The organism is Pseudomonas sp. 3MAES_34.3B, assembly GCF_058145875.1.
In genome coordinates, this window is the sequence record NZ_CM176960.1 from 3,441,196 (window position 1) to 3,457,670 (window position 16,475).

Annotated in this window: 18 protein-coding genes; 8 read left to right on the top strand and 10 right to left on the bottom strand. The window is 60.7% G+C overall.

Going from position 1 to position 16,475, the window contains the following annotated elements:
• Positions 1-8: 8 nt before the first annotated feature.
• The 4 genes from AC3Z8Y_RS15035 to AC3Z8Y_RS15050 all read right to left on the bottom strand — a co-directional run bounded on the left by AC3Z8Y_RS15035 (position 9) and on the right by AC3Z8Y_RS15050 (position 4,652).
• Complete coding sequence (locus AC3Z8Y_RS15035) at positions 9-713, bottom strand: ABC transporter ATP-binding protein (protein WP_490086500.1); 705 nt, start codon at positions 711-713, stop codon at positions 9-11.
• Positions 706-2,478 carry a branched-chain amino acid ABC transporter ATP-binding protein/permease gene (locus tag AC3Z8Y_RS15040; RefSeq protein ID WP_490086501.1) on the bottom strand — a complete coding sequence of 591 codons (1,773 nt, stop codon included), beginning with the start codon at positions 2,476-2,478 and terminating at the stop codon, positions 706-708. The genes AC3Z8Y_RS15035 and AC3Z8Y_RS15040 overlap by 8 nt, the downstream gene beginning before the upstream one ends.
• Positions 2,479-2,488: 10 nt before the next feature.
• The gene (locus AC3Z8Y_RS15045) at positions 2,489-3,367 is read right to left on the bottom strand and encodes a branched-chain amino acid ABC transporter permease (protein WP_490086502.1); all 879 of its coding nucleotides are present in this window, start codon (positions 3,365-3,367) and stop codon (positions 2,489-2,491) included.
• A gap of 73 nt (positions 3,368-3,440) precedes the next feature.
• Positions 3,441-4,652: an ABC transporter substrate-binding protein gene (locus AC3Z8Y_RS15050; protein ID WP_181112421.1), complete on the bottom strand. Its 1,212-nt coding sequence runs from the start codon at positions 4,650-4,652 to the stop codon at positions 3,441-3,443.
• 201 nt (positions 4,653-4,853) lie between these two features.
• Here AC3Z8Y_RS15050 and AC3Z8Y_RS15055 point away from each other — a divergent pair, with 201 nt between their 5' ends.
• Together AC3Z8Y_RS15055 and AC3Z8Y_RS15060 are read left to right on the top strand one after the other, a co-directional pair.
• Positions 4,854-5,882 (top strand): LacI family DNA-binding transcriptional regulator, encoded by a 1,029-nt coding sequence (locus AC3Z8Y_RS15055; RefSeq protein WP_490086503.1) that lies wholly within the window; start codon positions 4,854-4,856, stop codon positions 5,880-5,882.
• Between the two features lie 127 nt (positions 5,883-6,009).
• Positions 6,010-6,684 carry an HAD family hydrolase gene (locus tag AC3Z8Y_RS15060; protein ID WP_490086504.1) on the top strand — a complete coding sequence of 225 codons (675 nt, stop codon included), beginning with the start codon at positions 6,010-6,012 and terminating at the stop codon, positions 6,682-6,684.
• A 52-nt stretch (positions 6,685-6,736) separates the two neighbouring features.
• Here AC3Z8Y_RS15060 and mdtD read toward each other — a convergent pair whose 3' ends face one another.
• A complete protein-coding gene (gene mdtD / locus AC3Z8Y_RS15065; RefSeq protein WP_490086505.1) occupies positions 6,737-8,158 on the bottom strand; it encodes a multidrug transporter subunit MdtD in 1,422 nt (473 codons plus the stop codon).
• Between the two features lie 232 nt (positions 8,159-8,390).
• On the opposite strand from mdtD, the gene AC3Z8Y_RS15070 reads away from it, so the two are divergent.
• A complete protein-coding gene (locus AC3Z8Y_RS15070) occupies positions 8,391-8,663 on the top strand; it encodes a hypothetical protein (protein ID WP_490086506.1) in 273 nt (90 codons plus the stop codon).
• A 55-nt stretch (positions 8,664-8,718) separates the two neighbouring features.
• On the opposite strand, the gene AC3Z8Y_RS15075 is transcribed toward AC3Z8Y_RS15070, so the two are convergent.
• Entirely contained in the window at positions 8,719-9,072 is a 354-nt protein-coding gene (locus AC3Z8Y_RS15075; RefSeq protein ID WP_490086507.1) for a DUF7693 family protein, read from the bottom strand.
• 367 nt (positions 9,073-9,439) lie between these two features.
• On the opposite strand from AC3Z8Y_RS15075, the gene dusA reads away from it, so the two are divergent.
• The gene (gene dusA, locus AC3Z8Y_RS15080; protein ID WP_490090012.1) at positions 9,440-10,417 is read left to right on the top strand and encodes a tRNA dihydrouridine(20/20a) synthase DusA; all 978 of its coding nucleotides are present in this window, start codon (positions 9,440-9,442) and stop codon (positions 10,415-10,417) included.
• 116 nt (positions 10,418-10,533) lie between these two features.
• Positions 10,534-11,463, top strand: a complete 930-nt coding sequence (gene tal, locus AC3Z8Y_RS15085) for a transaldolase (protein WP_490086508.1) — start codon at positions 10,534-10,536, stop codon at positions 11,461-11,463.
• Between the two features lie 104 nt (positions 11,464-11,567).
• On the opposite strand, the gene rssC is transcribed toward tal, so the two are convergent.
• Positions 11,568-12,050 (bottom strand): anti-sigma factor antagonist RssC, encoded by a 483-nt coding sequence (rssC, locus tag AC3Z8Y_RS15090; RefSeq protein ID WP_181112439.1) that lies wholly within the window; start codon positions 12,048-12,050, stop codon positions 11,568-11,570.
• Positions 12,047-13,231 (bottom strand): two-component system response regulator RssB, encoded by a 1,185-nt coding sequence (rssB, locus tag AC3Z8Y_RS15095; RefSeq protein ID WP_490086509.1) that lies wholly within the window; start codon positions 13,229-13,231, stop codon positions 12,047-12,049. Before rssB ends, rssC begins: the two co-directional genes overlap by 4 nt.
• Positions 13,232-13,503: 272 nt before the next feature.
• On the opposite strand from rssB, the gene AC3Z8Y_RS15100 reads away from it, so the two are divergent.
• Positions 13,504-13,800, top strand: a complete 297-nt coding sequence (locus AC3Z8Y_RS15100) for a PilZ domain-containing protein (protein ID WP_490086510.1) — start codon at positions 13,504-13,506, stop codon at positions 13,798-13,800.
• 42 nt (positions 13,801-13,842) lie between these two features.
• Here the strand turns inward: AC3Z8Y_RS15100 and AC3Z8Y_RS15105 are convergent, their stop codons facing one another.
• Complete coding sequence (locus AC3Z8Y_RS15105; RefSeq protein ID WP_490086511.1) at positions 13,843-14,544, bottom strand: MlaA family lipoprotein; 702 nt, start codon at positions 14,542-14,544, stop codon at positions 13,843-13,845.
• A gap of 200 nt (positions 14,545-14,744) precedes the next feature.
• Here AC3Z8Y_RS15105 and AC3Z8Y_RS15110 point away from each other — a divergent pair, with 200 nt between their 5' ends.
• Complete coding sequence (locus AC3Z8Y_RS15110; protein WP_181112447.1) at positions 14,745-15,008, top strand: DUF4404 family protein; 264 nt, start codon at positions 14,745-14,747, stop codon at positions 15,006-15,008.
• A 10-nt stretch (positions 15,009-15,018) separates the two neighbouring features.
• On the opposite strand, the gene queF is transcribed toward AC3Z8Y_RS15110, so the two are convergent.
• The gene (queF, locus tag AC3Z8Y_RS15115; protein ID WP_490086512.1) at positions 15,019-15,849 is read right to left on the bottom strand and encodes an NADPH-dependent 7-cyano-7-deazaguanine reductase QueF; all 831 of its coding nucleotides are present in this window, start codon (positions 15,847-15,849) and stop codon (positions 15,019-15,021) included.
• A 183-nt stretch (positions 15,850-16,032) separates the two neighbouring features.
• On the opposite strand from queF, the gene AC3Z8Y_RS15120 reads away from it, so the two are divergent.
• A complete protein-coding gene (locus AC3Z8Y_RS15120; RefSeq protein ID WP_490086513.1) occupies positions 16,033-16,467 on the top strand; it encodes a CBS domain-containing protein in 435 nt (144 codons plus the stop codon).
• Positions 16,468-16,475: the final 8 nt, after the last annotated feature.

Here is a 16,475-nt window from a genome sequence, read left to right on the forward strand (position 1 = left end):
AATGGTGTTCAAAGGCCCAGGTAGGCTCGCTTGATATGAGGGTTTTCCAGCAGTTCGCGGCCGGTGCCGGTCAAGGTGACCGCGCCGTTTTCCAGCACATAGCCGCGGTGGGCAATGCGCAGGGTATGCACGATGTTCTGCTCGACGATAAGCACCGTGGTGCCCAGGGAAAGGATTTTCTCGATGATGTCGAACACCTGAGACACCAGCAGCGGCGACAGGCCGAGCGAAGGCTCATCGAACATCAGCAGCTTGGGTTCGGCCATCAGGCCACGCGCGATGGCGACCATCTGTTGCTCGCCACCCGACAAGGAACCGGCTAACTGGCCCAGGCGCTCGCGCACCCTGGGGAACAACTCCAGCACCTGCTCCAGGCGCTGCTTGTAGCCGTTGCGGGCGCTGCGTTTGTAAGCGCCCATCAGCAGGTTGTCGCGCACGCTGATAAAGGGGAACAGCTGGCGCCCTTCCGGAATGAGGGTGATGCCCGCCTCTACCACTTCATCCGGCCGGCGGCCGTCCAGGCGTTGCCCCTCGAATTCGATCGTTCCCAATGTGGGCTTTACCAGGCCACACAGGCTGCGCAAGGTGGTGGTTTTGCCAGCCCCGTTGGCGCCGACAATAGTGACCACTTCACCGGCGTTCACCTCGATGGAGACGCCACGCAACACTTCGGTACGGTCATAGCCGGCATGCACGTTGTTGAGCCTAAGCATGGCTGTACTCCTTGCCCAGATAAGCCTCGATCACCTGAGGGTTGCTGACCACCTCGCTGGGAAGGCCCTCCATCAGCATCGCGCCGGAACTGATCACCACGATCCGGTCCGAGAGGGTCATGGTGGCCTGCATGATGTGCTCGATCATCAGCACGCTCACGCCGGCATCCCTCACTCGACGGATGATCTCGATGGCCTTGGCGACATCAGTGGGGTTGAGCCCGGCCATCACTTCGTCCAGCAACAGCACTCGCGGCCGGGTGGCCAGGGCCCGGGCCATTTCCAGGCGCTTCATGCCCCCCACCGTGAGGTTGCGGGCGCGGGTTTCCAGCAGGCTGGTCAAGTCGGTGAGCTGCGCTACCTGTGCGGCGATGGCACGGGCCTCGGCCGGCACCCGGGTATGCATGAAGGCACCGAGCATGATGTTCTCGCTCACGGTAAGGTCGGCAAACGGTTGCACGATCTGGAACGTGCGGCCGATCCCCGCGAGCGCGAACTGTGCCGGGCTGCTCGGGGTAATCCAGCGGCCGTCGCGGGTACGGACCTTCACCTGGCCCTCCGAGGGCGGCAAAAAGCCGGACAACTGGTTGAATACCGTGGTCTTGCCAGCGCCGTTGGGCCCGATCACGCCAACGATTTCCCCCTCGTTGAGGCTGATGGACACATCGTTGGTGGCATGCAGGCCGCCGAAGTACTTGTGCAGGTGCTCAGCCACCAGAATGGGGTCGCCCCGGGTAGTGCTCACCGCTGCGGCTACCGGTGCGGGCGCCTCGGGCAAGGGCTGATGGCGGCCACCGGGCAGGCGGTCGATCCATGCAGTGACACGCCCGCCAAAGCGGCCAACGATCCCTTGGGGAATGGTCAGCACCACCGCCACCAGCACCAGCCCATACACCAGGCCATGCACCCCGCTGCCCATGTCGCCCAGCCAGCCACGGGCCAGCTCGGCCAGCGGCAACACCAGCACCGTGCCGATCAAGGGGCCCGACACCGTGCCCAGCCCGCCAATCAGGGCGAACATCGCAACCTGGATCGACAGCTCCAAGGAGAACATCGCCCCCGGTTCGATGAACGTGAGGTACATGGCATGGAAGCTACCTACCAGGCTGGTGAGGCACGCGGAGATCATCACCGCGGCCAGCTTCACTTTCACCGCGCTCACCCCGACCGCCTGGGCGGCGTCTTCACGCTCGCGCACCGCGATCAGGTAATAGCCAAGCCGTGACTGCTTGAGCTTCCAGCCCACCACCAAGGTAACGGCAAGGAAGCCGAAGGCAATCAGCAGGTACGGCCAGCGCTGGCGGAACAGCATCCACTCGGCGCCCATCTTCAGGGGAACGGCCAGCCCGGTAGCGCCGCCGGTGATGTCCTGCTGGTTGATCACCACCAAGCGAACCACTTCGAGCACCGCGATAGTGGCCAGCGCGAAGAACGGCCCGCGCAGGCGGAAGCATGGCCAGCTGATCACGACCGCCAGCACCGTGGACAAGGCCGCGCCCACGAACATGCCGATCCAGGGGGTGAGCTGGAAATGAATCACCAACAGGGTCGCCACATAGGCGCCTACCCCATAGAACACCGCATGGCCCAGGGACAACTGGCCGGCAAAGCCGCCCACGATGTTCCAGGCGCCAGCCAGGGCGGCGTAGCTGCACACCAGGATGAACAGGTGGAACACAAAGGGGGAGCCGACCGCGAACGGAATGATGAGCAGCAGCGACAACGCCAGCAGGCTCACGTACACACGGGGGTGGGTCAGGTTCATGCGAGGCTCCTTATTCCGACCCACGCCCGGCACCGAACAGGCCGGTGGGGCGCACGACCAGGATGCCGAGGAAGATGAGGAAGTACACGACCTCCTTGAGGTCAGGCGCGATGTAGAAGCCCGCCAGGCTGTCGACGATGCCAATGAGCAATGAGCCCACCAGGGCGCCGGAAAGGCTGCCCAGGCCGCCCAGCACCACAATCACAAAGGCTGTAAGCACAAAGAACGTACCCACGGTGGGGAACACCGGGTACTGCGGCGCGATCATGCCGGCGGCCAGGCCCAGGCAAGCGCAACCCAGGCCAAACGCGAACACATAGACGCCTTTCACATTCACGCCCATCAGCTGGGCCGCATTGCGGTGCTGGGCGGTGGCGCGCACCGCGCGCCCCAGGAAGGTGTTGTGCAAGAACCAATGCAGCGCCCCAACCAGCAACAGCGACACGGCAAAAGTCGCCAGCTGGCCAGTGCTGGCCCGTAGCCCGCCCAGGCTTACACTACCGGTACCCCAACCGCTGGGGTTGCTGACGGTGTGCACGTCTGCGCCGAACACCAGCAGCGCGGCATTCATCAGGGCGATGGACACCCCAACCGTGGCGAAGATTTGAATGTGGCCTTCGGCGTTGAGCAGTGGCTGGATGACAAAGCGCTGCATCGCCGCGCCCAGGCAGAACAACACCACCACTGTGGGCACGATAGCCACATACGGGTGCAAGCCCAGGTGCTGGTTGAGCAGGTACACACAGTACATGCCGATCATCAGGAATTCGCCGTGGGCGAAGTTCACCACCCGAACGATCCCGAAGATCAAGGTCAGGCCAATGCTGATGATCGCCAGCGTGCCGCCCAGAAGCACGCCGTTGAGCAGCAGTTGCAAGAAAATCTCCATGGGTTAGTCCCTCCCTGCGAGCGAACGGGGCCGCGGAACACGCCTGTGGCGGTTCCGGGCCGGTGAAGGTCAGTCAGGGTTGGGTGGCCAGGCGCGCTTCAGAGACGGCGGCCGACTGCGGGTACACCGTTTTCAGCACGCCGCCCTGCCACTGCATCACGGTGGTTTCCGCGCGTTCGTTCTGGCCGTTCGCGCCGAACTTGGCGCCAATCCCGGCGGCGGTCTGCCCCAGAGGGATGTCCACCTTGGCCACCGCGGCGCGGATGTCGTCGGCTTCGAGGGATTTCGCGCTTTCCATGGCATCGAGGAAAATCTTGGCGCCCACGTAGTTGATCAGGCTATGCCCGGAACGAGGCTCGCTGCCGTAGCGTTTGCGGTAGGCGTCGGCGAAGGCTGCGATCCCGGGCGCGCCGCTTTCGTTGGTCTGGAACTGCGGGAAGTCTACGTCCAGCACCCCTTCGATGTTCTGCGCGCCCACGGCCTTGGCGGTGTCCTGCATGGAGTAGCCGCCCCCCGCCCCGATGACGGCCTTGGGCGTATAACCGGCTTCTCGTGCCTGGCGGAAATACAGCACCGTGTCATTCTGGTAGGACGTCTGCAGCACGATGTCGGCGTTGGCGCCCTTCAAACGGAGGATCAACGAAGACAAGTCGACCGCCTTGGCCGAATACGGCAGGGTTTCGACAATCGTCAGGCCTTTTTCAGCCGCGAACTGCTTCTGAAACTTAGCCACGGTGGTGCCGTACAAGGCGTCCTCATGGATGATGGCGATCTTCAAGGATTTGGGGTCCACGCCCAGCTTGGGCGCCACCAGGTCGGTGACCGCAGTGATGGTGCCCTTGGCGAAGCTTTTGGCGGTGGGGTTGCTGCGAAAGACGTATTGCAGGCCGCGGTCAGTGATGTCGTCCGACACGGCGCCCAGCTCGAAATACGGCACGCCGGCGACTTCGGTAACCTGCGTTGCCGCAAACGACAGCGCCGACGAATAGCTGCCAAACACCGCAGTAACGTTTTGCCCGGAGGTCAGCTGTCGGGCAGCGCCTACGGCCTGGCCGGCGTCTACGGCATCGGCTTTCACCAGGTTGATCTGCTCGCCTTTGAGGCCGCCCGCGGCGTTGCGCTCGGCGATGGCGATTTCTACGCCTCTGTAACTTTCATCGCCCAGCAAGGCAAGGCCACCGCTAAAAGGGAACAGCGCACCGATACGTACGTCGGCCATGGCTGAAACAGAAGCGCTGATACAGAGGGCAGCAAGGCCGAGTTTGGCCCACGGAAGGGTTGTCATCGCAGATGTCTCCTGGTTGCAGCACGCCAGTCAGCGTACTTGAACCGGTTCAAATCCGGGGTAGTTCAATGCCCCGTGAAGGGCTTCGGGATCTGTATCCGGTGTCGTTTATTGGATTTATTCTGACCAAGACTACTTTTTGAACCGGTTCATATCTACGCCGGTGATACACTCGTGTCAAGCCACTGCTCGTTGGATGTCATGCTGAAAATCGAAAAACCCAAGCTGCGCGATGTAGCGAAACTGGCCGGCGTATCGCTGGGCAGCGCTTCACGGGCCATCTCTTCGCCGTCTTTGGTCAAGCCGGCAACGCTGGCAAAAGTGGAAGCTGCTGTGCAGGCCCTGGGCTATGTGCGGGACGGCGCGGCGCGGGCGTTGGCGCTGCGGCGCACCTTCAGCGTGGCGGCGATATTCCCCACCCTCAACAACCCCATTTATGCCGATTCCATCCAGGCCCTGCAGCAGCGCCTCAACAGCCATGACTATCAGCTGCTGATTGCTTCACATGAATACGACCGACGCCGAGAACTGGTAAGCGTACGAAACTTCATCGATCGGGGCGTTGAAGGCGTGCTGCTGGTAGGCACCGATCACGACCCGGCCGTTTTTGAAGCGCTGCGCCTGGCCCAGCGGCCCTATGTGCTGATGTGGTCGGTCGATGACGCCGCAGACCATTACTGCGTGGGGTTCAGCAACGAGCAAGGCGGCGCTCAGGTTGCTCGACACCTGCTTACCCTTGGCCACCAACACTTGGCGGTAGTGACGGGCGCGCGCGCGCATAACGAACGCGCGCGCTGGCGTGTGCAGGGGGTTCGCAACGCGCTGCAGGCCGCCGGGCTCGACCTGCCCGAATCCCACGTCATCGAACAGCCGTTTACCCTGGACGGCGGCCGTGCCGGCTTGCGCCAAGCGCTGGCCCTGCACCCCCGCCCTACCGCGCTGGTGTGCACCACCGACCTGCTCAGCCTGGGCGCCTGCGACGAAGCCCGCCGCCAGGGGATCGCTATCCCGGCACAGCTGTCCGTCACCGGCTTCGACAACATTGATTTCGCTGCCGTGGCCACCCCGCCGCTTACTTCTGTGAGCGTGCCCATCGAAACCATCGGGCATTTGAGCGCGGACACGTTGATCGCTCAGATCGAGGGCCGCTCGCCGGCTCGGCGGGTGTGCCTGGAGACTGAACTGGTGGTGCGGGGGAGTACGGGGCGGGTGTTTGCTAGTGGTAAATGAGTCACCAAGCCGAGATACAACGATCGCCGAAGCCCCCTTCGATGCTCGACCCTACCCGCCACTGCACTTGAACGATCCCGCATTCATTTCCCTCTCATGAAGAACCCCGCTTCATTGGATCGAACTGATGCGTGATAAAACCTCTTTTATCTTTGACCTTGACGGCACCTTGACCGACAGCGTTTACCAAAATGTGGCTGCCTGGAAAGAGGCATTGGATGCCGAAGACATTCCGCTGGCCATGTGGCGCATCCACCGGAAAATCGGCATGAGCGGAGGCTTGATGCTCAAGAATCTGAGCCGGGAAACCGGCCTGGACTTGAGCGAGCAACAGGCGGACCGACTAAGCAAGCTTCACGCTGAGGCGTACGAGCGGTTGCAGGGCCAGATCATCGCTCTGCCGGGCGCCATGGACCTGTTAAACAGGCTGAACGACGAAAACCTTTCCTGGTGCATCGCCACCAGCGGGGAAATGGCCACCGCTGAAATCAACCTCAAGGCGCTTGGGCTCAAAAGCGGTAGCATCAACCTGGTGACCCGCGACGACGTTAAGCAGGGCAAGCCTGACCCCGGCCTGTTCATAGCGGCCGCAGACAAGATGGGCGTGCCCATTGAGGAGTGCCTGGTGGTTGGCGACGCCATCTGGGACATGCTTGCCGCCCGGCGCGCCAAGGCCATCGGTATTGGTTTATTGTCTGGAGGCTACGATGTCAGTGAGCTGGAGCGCGCCGGCGCGTTGCGGGTGTATGCCGATCCGCTGGACCTTCTGAACCATCTGGACGAAGTGGCGACGTTCGAGTGATTGTGGGCGCTGGCGTACTGCGGGATTCCGAAGCTCCCTATACGCACAGCCGTCACGCCTTATTCCGCACCAGCACGGTGTTTGTACTCACGTCCGCAGGCACCCGTGCAAATATCAGCGCGGGCAACGCGATGATGACTCCTACGCATAACCATGTGTTGACGAAGGCCTCGTGCATCTGCGGGGTGTTCATCCCGGCCTGATGTGCGAAGGCCCCAAGCACAAGGCCTGCGACAGTAACGCCTATGCTCATTGTCAGCTGCTGGGTCATGGACATCAGGCTGTTCCCGCTGCTGGCCAAGGCATCAGGGAGCTCTTTGAGGGTTAGATTGTTCATTGTGGAAAAGCGAACCCCATTGACCATGCCCTGGGCAAAAAGCACAAGCGGCATCAGCCATATCCACCCCATAAGCGCAACCAAAGGGAAAATCACGACCACGAGCGCCAAACCCAAAGTGGCCCCGACGAGCACATGGCGATAGCCGAACCGATTGACTACTTGCACCACGATGCGCTTCATTCCCATGTTCCCAAGCACCATGGGAATCATCATCAGGCCGGCGTGCAATGGCTCAAACCCGAGCCCGATTTGCAAGAACATCGGCACCAGGAAAGGCAGCATGCCGCTACCAATGCGGCCAGCAAAGCTGCCTGTCAGGCCGATAGAAAACACACGGTTGTCGAATAGCGTCAGGCTGAACAGTGCCCGGTCATTTCCCCTGGCGTGCACCAGATAGATGACCACGGAGAGTATGCCCGTCAGCACCGAGCCAAAGAAAAGCGCCGACCACTCACCAAGCATGGCAGGCCCGTCAAGCGCTACCGTCAGGCTGGCCATCGCCAATGCCAACAGTACATAACCGAGGAAGTCGAAGCGGCGAGGTGGCAGCGTCAGGTTTGGCAGCAACCGCCATGTAGCAACTGCGCCGATCAAGCCCACGGGTAGATTGATCAGGAAAATCCAGTGCCAGCTCGCATACTGAACGATCAGGCCGCCCAACGCGGGGCCCACCAATGGGCCAACCTGCCCGGGTAACGTTACGGCAGTCATGGCTGAAAGATACTGATCTCGGGGTACCAGTTTCAGGACAGTCAACCTGCCGACCGGAACCATCATGGCGCCGCCTATGCCTTGAACGATCCGGGAAAGTATCAGCTCGTCGAGCGTTCCGGAGCATGCGCAAAGGAGCGAACCAAGGCTGAACAGAATGATTGCGCTGAAGAATACGTTTCGCCCGCCGAAGCGATCTGCCAGCCAACCACTCACAGGGAGGGTGACCGCAACAGTCAGCACATACGCCACGATCACCGAGTGCATTCGCAGCGGGTCAACACCCAGGCTCGTTGCCATGGATGGCAAGGCCGTATTAACGATCGTTGTGTCTAACGTTTGCATGAAGAACCCGAAGGCAACGATCCAAAGCTGCCACCGTAGCTTGGTAGGTTCTGAGAGGTTTGAAAGGCTTACACTCACTGGAAATCACCACATCAGGCTGCTGGGCTGCGGCCGCTCGTCAGAGCTGGGCCTTAAGCGTGCGTCTCCGGTTAGCCGGGTTGCGGCCGATGATAGCTCACGAATTTCAGAACGTAGCTGCCATCAACCGGATCGATTCCCACCATCGTTCCTATCAAGTTCTCGCCACCTGCATTCAGAGAGACACTGACTCCGTAGACAAAAACACTTTCTAGATTACGGAGAACACACCATGAAAAACCAATTTGCAGCCCTCGCGTTCATCCTCGTTGCCGGCATTTCCAGCAGCCTCCAAGTCGTCCACGCCGACACTCTGATAGCCCGGGACGGCGCCGAACGCACCCCACAAACCGTCGTGCAGGATGGTTCGGATCGTAGCCTCAATACCGTTGCACAGGACGGCTCGGACCGCAGCCTCAATACCGTTGCACAGGACGGCTCGGACCGCAGCCTTAATACCGTTGCGCAGGACGGCGCTGACCGCGCACTGAACGCTGTTGCATGAAGGTTGGATTGGGTCTTTCAGGACGAGATGCTCACGTGATGCGGTAGTCTGCGTCCTACAGCCCTTTCAAAAGTCGCTCGAATGTTGCGAGCTCCCAGGTCGACATTAGCTCCATGGGATCAGTACCGAAGCGTTGGCTGCTATCAAAATCCCAGCGGCGCCCGTCTGGCGCCACGCAGGACTGACAGTAATCGAAGGTATCGCTGTCGTTGTAAATCGAGAACCTCCAGCCATCTACATCGATTTGGACACAACTCGCATACTCCTCATCCCTAGTTTGGCTATCCACTCGCCTCATGGTGCGCGTACCGAGGGCAACATCCTTCAGCACCTGGTAGACCTTCCTTACCTGCAGGGCCTGCTCCGGGAGCGGTTCGCTGTAGGCTTTCATAATCTCTTCGAGAGTCATCTTGCGCTTGTTCGTTACGGCGTCTACCCATGCAATCGCCCTGGAATGCTCAGGGTATCATCGTGATGCCTTGAGCTGATTAGCTAGCTCGTCGGTCCAGCCCTTCACCGCCTGCAGCCGATCGAAGGTCTTGCTTTCCTGATAGACTTGCACCCCATCCCGGAACAGCCGAATTTGGGCCGTATACCCATACGTTCCGTCGCTACGTTTTTCGTTTCCTGATTGATGCCATGAGCCACTGGTACATGAGAGCTTTGGACTGGTACACCGTACCAGCGAGCCCTCAAAAACCACGGAGAATTGGTACAAACAAGCCCTTACCAGACATTTCAGAATGACCACCAAACCCGCCCCAACCCCAGCAACCATGCGGCCTGCGCTGTCTCGCCGCTTCAGCGTTGCCCCCATGATGGATTGGACAGACCGCCACTGTCGTTACTTCCTCCGTCAGCTCTCCCGCCACGCCCTGCTGTACACGGAAATGGTCACCACCGGCGCCTTGCTCAACGGTGACGCGGCGCGTTTTCTTCAGCATGACGCTGCAGAATACCCGCTGGCGCTGCAATTGGGCGGCAGCGTGCCGATGGACCTTGCCGCGTGTGCGCGGATGGCCGAAGCGGCGGGTTACGACGAGGTGAACCTGAACGTGGGCTGCCCGAGTGATCGGGTGCAGAACAACATGATTGGCGCGTGCCTGATGGCCCACCCTGCCCTGGTGGCTGAATGCATCAAGGCGATGCAGGATGCGGTAAGTATCCCCGTCACGGTAAAGCACCGCATCGGGATCAACGGGCGGGACAGCTATGAGCAGTTGTGCGATTTCGTGGGGCAAGTCGCGGAAACCGGCTGCACCAGCTTCACCGTGCACGCACGCATCGCCATCCTCGAAGGCTTGTCCCCGAAGGAAAACCGCGAAGTGCCGCCCCTGCGCTACGACGTAGTCGCCCGGCTGAAGGCGGATTTTCCAGCCTTGGAAATCGTACTCAATGGCGGCATCAAAACCCTCGAAGACTGCATCACGCACCTGCAAACATTCGATGGGGTGATGCTGGGCCGCGAGGCGTATCATAACCCTTACATATTGGCCGACGTGGACCAGCGGCTCTTCGGTGTCACAGCGCCCGCCATCAGCCGCAGCGAAGCGCTGGCACGGATGCACCCGTACATTGCAGCCCACATCGCCGCGGGCGGTGCCATGCACCATGTCACTCGGCATATGCTCGGGCTTGGTCAGGGCTTCCCCGGTGCAAGGCGCTTCCGCCAACTGCTGTCCGTGGACATCCACAAGTCGAAGGACCCGCTGGCGCTGCTGGATCAAGCCGCTACCTTGCTCGAAGGTCGCTGAGCCGGAACCCCGCGGCGCCCACGCACTCGAAGGTCGTATTCTTTTGGTGGCCGGGCCGTTGAGGCCCCGCCGCCGCTGGAGTAATGTCGTCAAACCGTACAGGACAGAGATCGCTCATGACTTCCAAGCTGGAACAACTGAAACAATTCACCACCATCGTGGCTGATACCGGCGACCTGGACGCCATCAAGCGCCTTAAACCGCAAGATGCGACCACCAACCCGTCCCTTCTGCTCAAAGCCGCCAGCCTGCCTGGCTACGCTGAAGTACTGAAACAAACCATCAGCGCCTCCAACGGTGACGTAGGTGTGGCTGCCGATGCGCTGTCGGTCGCGGTGGGTGGGGAAATTCTCAAATTCATTGACGGCCGCATCTCTACCGAGGTGGACGCGCGCCTGTCCTTCGATACCCAGGCCATGCTGAGCAAGGCTCGCCATTTGATTGAGCTGTACGACAAGGCCGGCGTGAGCAAGGACCGTGTACTGATCAAGCTGGCCTCCACCTGGGAAGGCATCCGCGCCGCGGAGCAGCTCGAGAAGGAAGGCATCCAGTGCAACCTCACCCTGCTCTTCTCGTTCGCCCAGGCCGCGGCCTGCGCCGACGCCGGTGTATTCCTGATTTCGCCGTTCGTAGGCCGGATCTACGACTGGTACAAGAAGGCCAACAACACCGATTACACTGGCGCTGAAGATCCGGGCGTACAGTCGGTAACCCGCATCTACAACTACTACAAAGCCAATGACTACAAGACTGTGGTGATGGGCGCGAGCTTCCGTAATACCAGCCAGATCGAAGAGCTGGCCGGCTGCGATCGCCTGACCATCAGCCCTGACCTGCTTGACAAGCTGCTGCAGGACGAAGGCAGCCTGGAGCGCAAGCTCAAGCCGGGTACCGGTGGCGAAGCCAAGCTTGAGCTGGATGAGGCGAAATTCCGCTGGCTGTCCAACGAGGACGCCATGGCTACCGAGAAACTCGCCGAAGGCATTCGGCAGTTCGCGCGAGATCAGGAAAAGCTCGAGAAGCTGATCAGCGAATACAAGGGCTGATAAGCACTTAGGCTTGGGTTAGCCCGCAATGGAGGTTTCGCCACTTCCCGGGCTAGCCCCCGGTCCTACCTTCGATGCGTGGCGCGGGAATACAGCGCTATGCGCTAGCTGCGCTCGAGGGCGTTGACCAGGTCGTGGAACGCTTCTCGGTTCGAGTCGTTCAGGCCCATGAGTATCTTGTGGGCCTCCAGCACCTTTGAGCGCACGACGTCTTCGGACTGGTCCTGAGAAGGCAGGTCCGTCAAACATTCCGGGCACGGAATAGGCCGATCCACGATATTGAACACCTGATCGAAGCCCATGGAGGCCAACAACCGGGTGATATCTTCGTGCGTGGTGACCACCGTCGGCAGCAGCCCCACCTTCTGCCGCGACAGGATCGACAACTTGGCCAACAGGCCCAGCGTGGTGCTGTCTATGCTGCGGGTTTCGGTCAGGTCGATCACGATCGCCGAGAAGTCCAGGGCGGAAAAGATCCGCTCGATGGTTGCATCCAGGGCGGAACATAGTGTGAGGCGCACTTCCCCAACGAACTTGAGGACAAAGGTGCCATTCTGTTCGGCAAACTGGATTCTACCGGTACTCATTCAAAATTCCTGCTAAGCACCAACATGGCGATGTCGTCCGGCATCTCTCCAAGGGTGGCCAATCCGAACTTCTGGCGCAAGCCATCCAGGCTCCCGCCCGCGGCCTTGACGATTTCCGGCAAGGCGGCCTCTTTATCCCTGAGCGTTTCCCCGGGCAACAGGTCCAGGATGCCATCCGAGAACAGCGCCAGGCTGAAACGCTTCGGTAGTTCAATCACGTGGTCGGTGTAGCTGGCTTCATCGAACAGGCCAACCGGCAACCCACGCCCTTCCAGATAATGCGCCTGATCGCCCGTAAAGAGTACCGGCAGCGGCAGATGCCCTCCGATGCTGTACGTCAATCGCCCGGTTCCCTCGTTGATAACGCCGCCGACCATGGTCACGTGTTTGCCCAGCTTGCAGTTGATCAAGCCCTTGTTGATATGCGACAGCACATCCGAGGGGCGGAACTCAGGCATCAGCCCGTTGCGCCTGGATTCAAACATCAGGCGCGTGGTCATGAATTTCAAGAGCACCGTCACAAATGCCGACGAAGCGCCATGGCCCGAGACGTCCGCCAGGTAGAACGCGACCCGCTGCTCGTCCACGCGGAAACAGTCGACGAAATCGCCCGAAAGGTAGAGCGATGGAATGATCTGATGCTCGAAACGAAAATCACCCGTGACCCAAGGATTCACCGGCAGCATGTTCATCTGCACCTGGCGACCGGCGTTCTGGTCTTCCTGCAGCAAATGGAGGCTGGCCTCGAGTTCCCGATTGGCGGTTTCCAGCTTCTCGCGGTAGCGCTGGTTCTCGCGCATCAGGCGGGAGCGGTCCAGCGCGCGGTGCACGGAATGCTCCAGAACGGCCAGGTCTTCCAGCGGCTTGATAAGGTAGTCCGCAGCACCCAGGCGTAACGCTTCCACGGCATCGCTCATCACGCCCGCGCCAGACACCACGATCACCGGTACGCCAGCACCACGCTCGCTGATCTGACGAATGATGTCGAGGCCGCCGAGCTGGGGCATGCGCAAGTCGCAGATCACGAGATCCGGGCGCGCTTCCTCGAACACCTCAAGGCCTCGCAACCCGTTGCTTGCCTGCAGCACGTAGAAGCCGCTGTCTTCGAGGTAGGCAGCCAGGCTGGCCCGCACTACGTCGTCATCGTCGATTATGAGCAGCGTTGCACTGGAGTTTTGCATGTGGGCAAACGGCGCCAGAAATGGGTTGGCATCAGGGAGGCTCGGCCGGGGCAGAACGGCATCGCTGGTTTCTTTTCTGGCCCCTCCTGTACGGTGTAGGTCAATAAACCCTGCACGGCAAATATTGGAGGTGCCCTGTAAGGCGCAGACGGTACTCCCATCCGCCAGGCGTTTCAAGCGGGCACCGATGGTCGCACGGCCCCTTTACACGGTAATTGACGCAGCGTTATAAAACCGTGAAAGCTTTTTAGTACCCATCAAAGGAAGAGAACATGGGCCAGCTGGACCAGCAGTACAGCGAAAAACGGGATTTCATTCGCATGACCGTCGATGCAGAGGTCACCGCCACCGCGCGTGGGGAGAAAATCCAGGCCATCTGTCACGACCTTTCAGGCAATGGCATACAGTTGCGCGCCAAATGCGACTGGCAGGCCGGGGAGAAGGTACAGGTGCACCTGCCTTCACACTCCCAGGAGCTTACCGACTATAACGCCATGACCGAAGTGGTACGGGTCCAGGAGCTGGCCGACGGCTACCGCCTGCTTGGCCTGAGTGTGATCAGGCACTGAAAGAACGAAGGGGCCGCAATGGCCCCTTCGCTTGTAGATCGGTCAGAAGTCGTCTTCGACCTGCCCGTCCTTGACCTTGAACTCGCGATTCTGCAAATACGCGTTGCGCAGGAACAGGTACTTGTCCCCATTGATCAGCTTCTCGGCCGACAACAGGCTTGCACGGGTGTCGACGATGTCCGCGCCCAGAATGGTGTTGCGGGTAGGCACATGGTCGATGTAGCGGTACGGCCGCGCGTAGGTGTCCGGGTATTTGCCAATCGCATCACGCACGGTGCTCGGGCCGAAAAACGGCAGCATTACGTAGGGCCCGCTAGAAACACCCCAGTAACCCAAGGTTTGGCCGAAATCTTCGTCACTGCGCTGCAGGCCCATGCGGGTGCCCACATCAAAGAAGCCCAGCACCCCGAACGTGGTGTTGAAGATCAACCGCGCAGTGTCCTTCCCGGCGGCCGCCGGCTTGGCCTGCAGCACATTGTTTACCAGGTTTGTGACGTCGCCCACATTATTGAACATATTGTGGATGCCATCTTCCAGGAACTGCGGGGTTACCGTGTCGTAGGCCTTGGCGATGGGCTTTAGCGTGTAGGTATCCAGGGTGTCGTTGAAGCGGAACACCGCGCGATTCACGCCCTCCCAAGGATCTTCATCGGCCGCCTGGCTGAAGGCCGGCGACAGGGCCAGGCCCGCCACAAGGCAGGTACCGGCAAAACGATTGAACAAGGCGACGCCCTTGCAACGCATAATCAATTCCTCATGAATGGGAGCAACGCAACTGGCGCCTGCCCGCGTCAAAACGCTCCCAGTATAAGCGCTGGGCGCGAGCTTGCGCAGGCACTTGCCGCGAGCACTCAATAGGGGCCTGGCCTAAGCTTGTGACACCGTTAGGGATTTTTTAGCGGCCCGGGGCGGTCAATGCTGTGCTGACTTGAAAGGAGAACCCTATGCCAGCCCGCGAACTGCAAGCCCAACTGGATGCCTTGCGTGACGAAATCGAACGTAACCCACCCGCCACGCTGGAAGAGCGCGCAGAGCTCACCGAACTGATGCAGCAACTTCAGGCTCGGGTCGAGCTTGAGAACGCCACCCATGCCGACAGCCTGGTGGACAACGTGAACTACGCCGCCGAGCGCTTCGAGGTGAAGCACCCGGGGCTCGCTGGCACCTTGCGCAACATCGTGCAGACGCTGGGCAATATCGGCATCTGACGCTCGGCCGTTACTGCCGGGCCAGCCGCGCGTTATCGAAGTGCTGCGCGTGGGTACTGCGATAGGGGTTGATATCCAGCCCGCCGCGGCGCACATAACGCGCGAACACCGTCAGGCGCTCGGGCTTGAGCAGGCGCTGGAGGTCCATGAACACGCGCTCCACGCACTGCTCATGGAAATCCGAATGTTCGCGAAAGCTCACCAGGTAGGCCAGAAAGCTTGCGTGGTCCAATGCCGGGCCCGTATAGCTCACCGCCAGGCTGCCCCAGTCCGGCTGGCTGGTGACCGGGCAGTTGGATTTGAGCAGATGGCTGTGCAAGCTTTCTTCCACGATGCGGGAAGGATCGCAGCGCAGCAGCTCCGGGCGAGGGTGGCTGTAATCGCTGGTCGAAATGTCCAATTCATCCACGCAGACGCCTGGCAACGTACCGATCCCCTGGCCTTCCACGTCCGCGAGGCGCTGGATGCGCACGCCGACCGGCTTGCCCGCCGCTGCGCAGAGGTCTTTCACCAGGCAGGCCTGCAGGGCCTCTGAGGACGCGAACACGGTCTGGTTCATAGAGTTCAGGTACAGCTTGAACGACTTGCTCTCGATGATGTTGGGCGAATCCGCCGGAATAGAGAACTCAGCGATCGCCACCACGGGCTTGCCGGAGGGCAACAGCCATGAAAGCTCGTAGCAGTTCCAGTAATCCACGCCCACATAAGGCAAGGTACTGGCGGTAAGGCCAAGCTCTGCCCATTTGGCCGCGCGCGGGATCGGAAACAGCAGCTCCGGCGCGTAGGTAGAAACGTATTGGCTGGCTTTGCCCAGGGGTGAATCTTCGGCGGCAGGGTGCATCGTGGCGAACCTTGAAACGAAACAGGCCGCCATTCTACCGGGTCGGCGCCCTTCCCTGCACCCAACGCGCCTTTATCACCGATCAGTATTTTCAATGGGCCACCCGCTTGTGGGATGGCGATGCGTGAACGATGCTAGCTGGGCCGATGCGCGACCTTCTTCCAATCACAACCGAGGCCAGCCATGAAGACCGTAGCCCAGCTGATGAAGCTCAAGCCGCACCAGGAGGTGTTCACCATCAGCCCGGACCAGATGGTGCTGGAGGCATTGAAGCTGATGGCGGAGAAAAACGTGGGTGCGCTGCCGGTGGTGGAAAACGGCGCTGTAGTAGGGGTTGTGAGCGAGCGGGACTATGCCCGCAAGATGATCCTGGCCGGCCGCTCCTCGGTGGGTACACCCGTGCGGGCGATCATGAGTGCCCCGGTGATCACCGTGGGCCCGGGAGAGAACATCGAAACCTGTATGAACACCATGACCGACAGCCACCTGCGCCACCTGCCCGTGGTCGAAGGTGGCCAATTGATGGGCCTGCTGTCGATTGGCGACCTCGTTAAAGAAGCCATCGCCGAGCAGGCCAGCCTGATTCAGCAACTGGAGCAGTACATTCGCGGAGAGTGACACAGGGT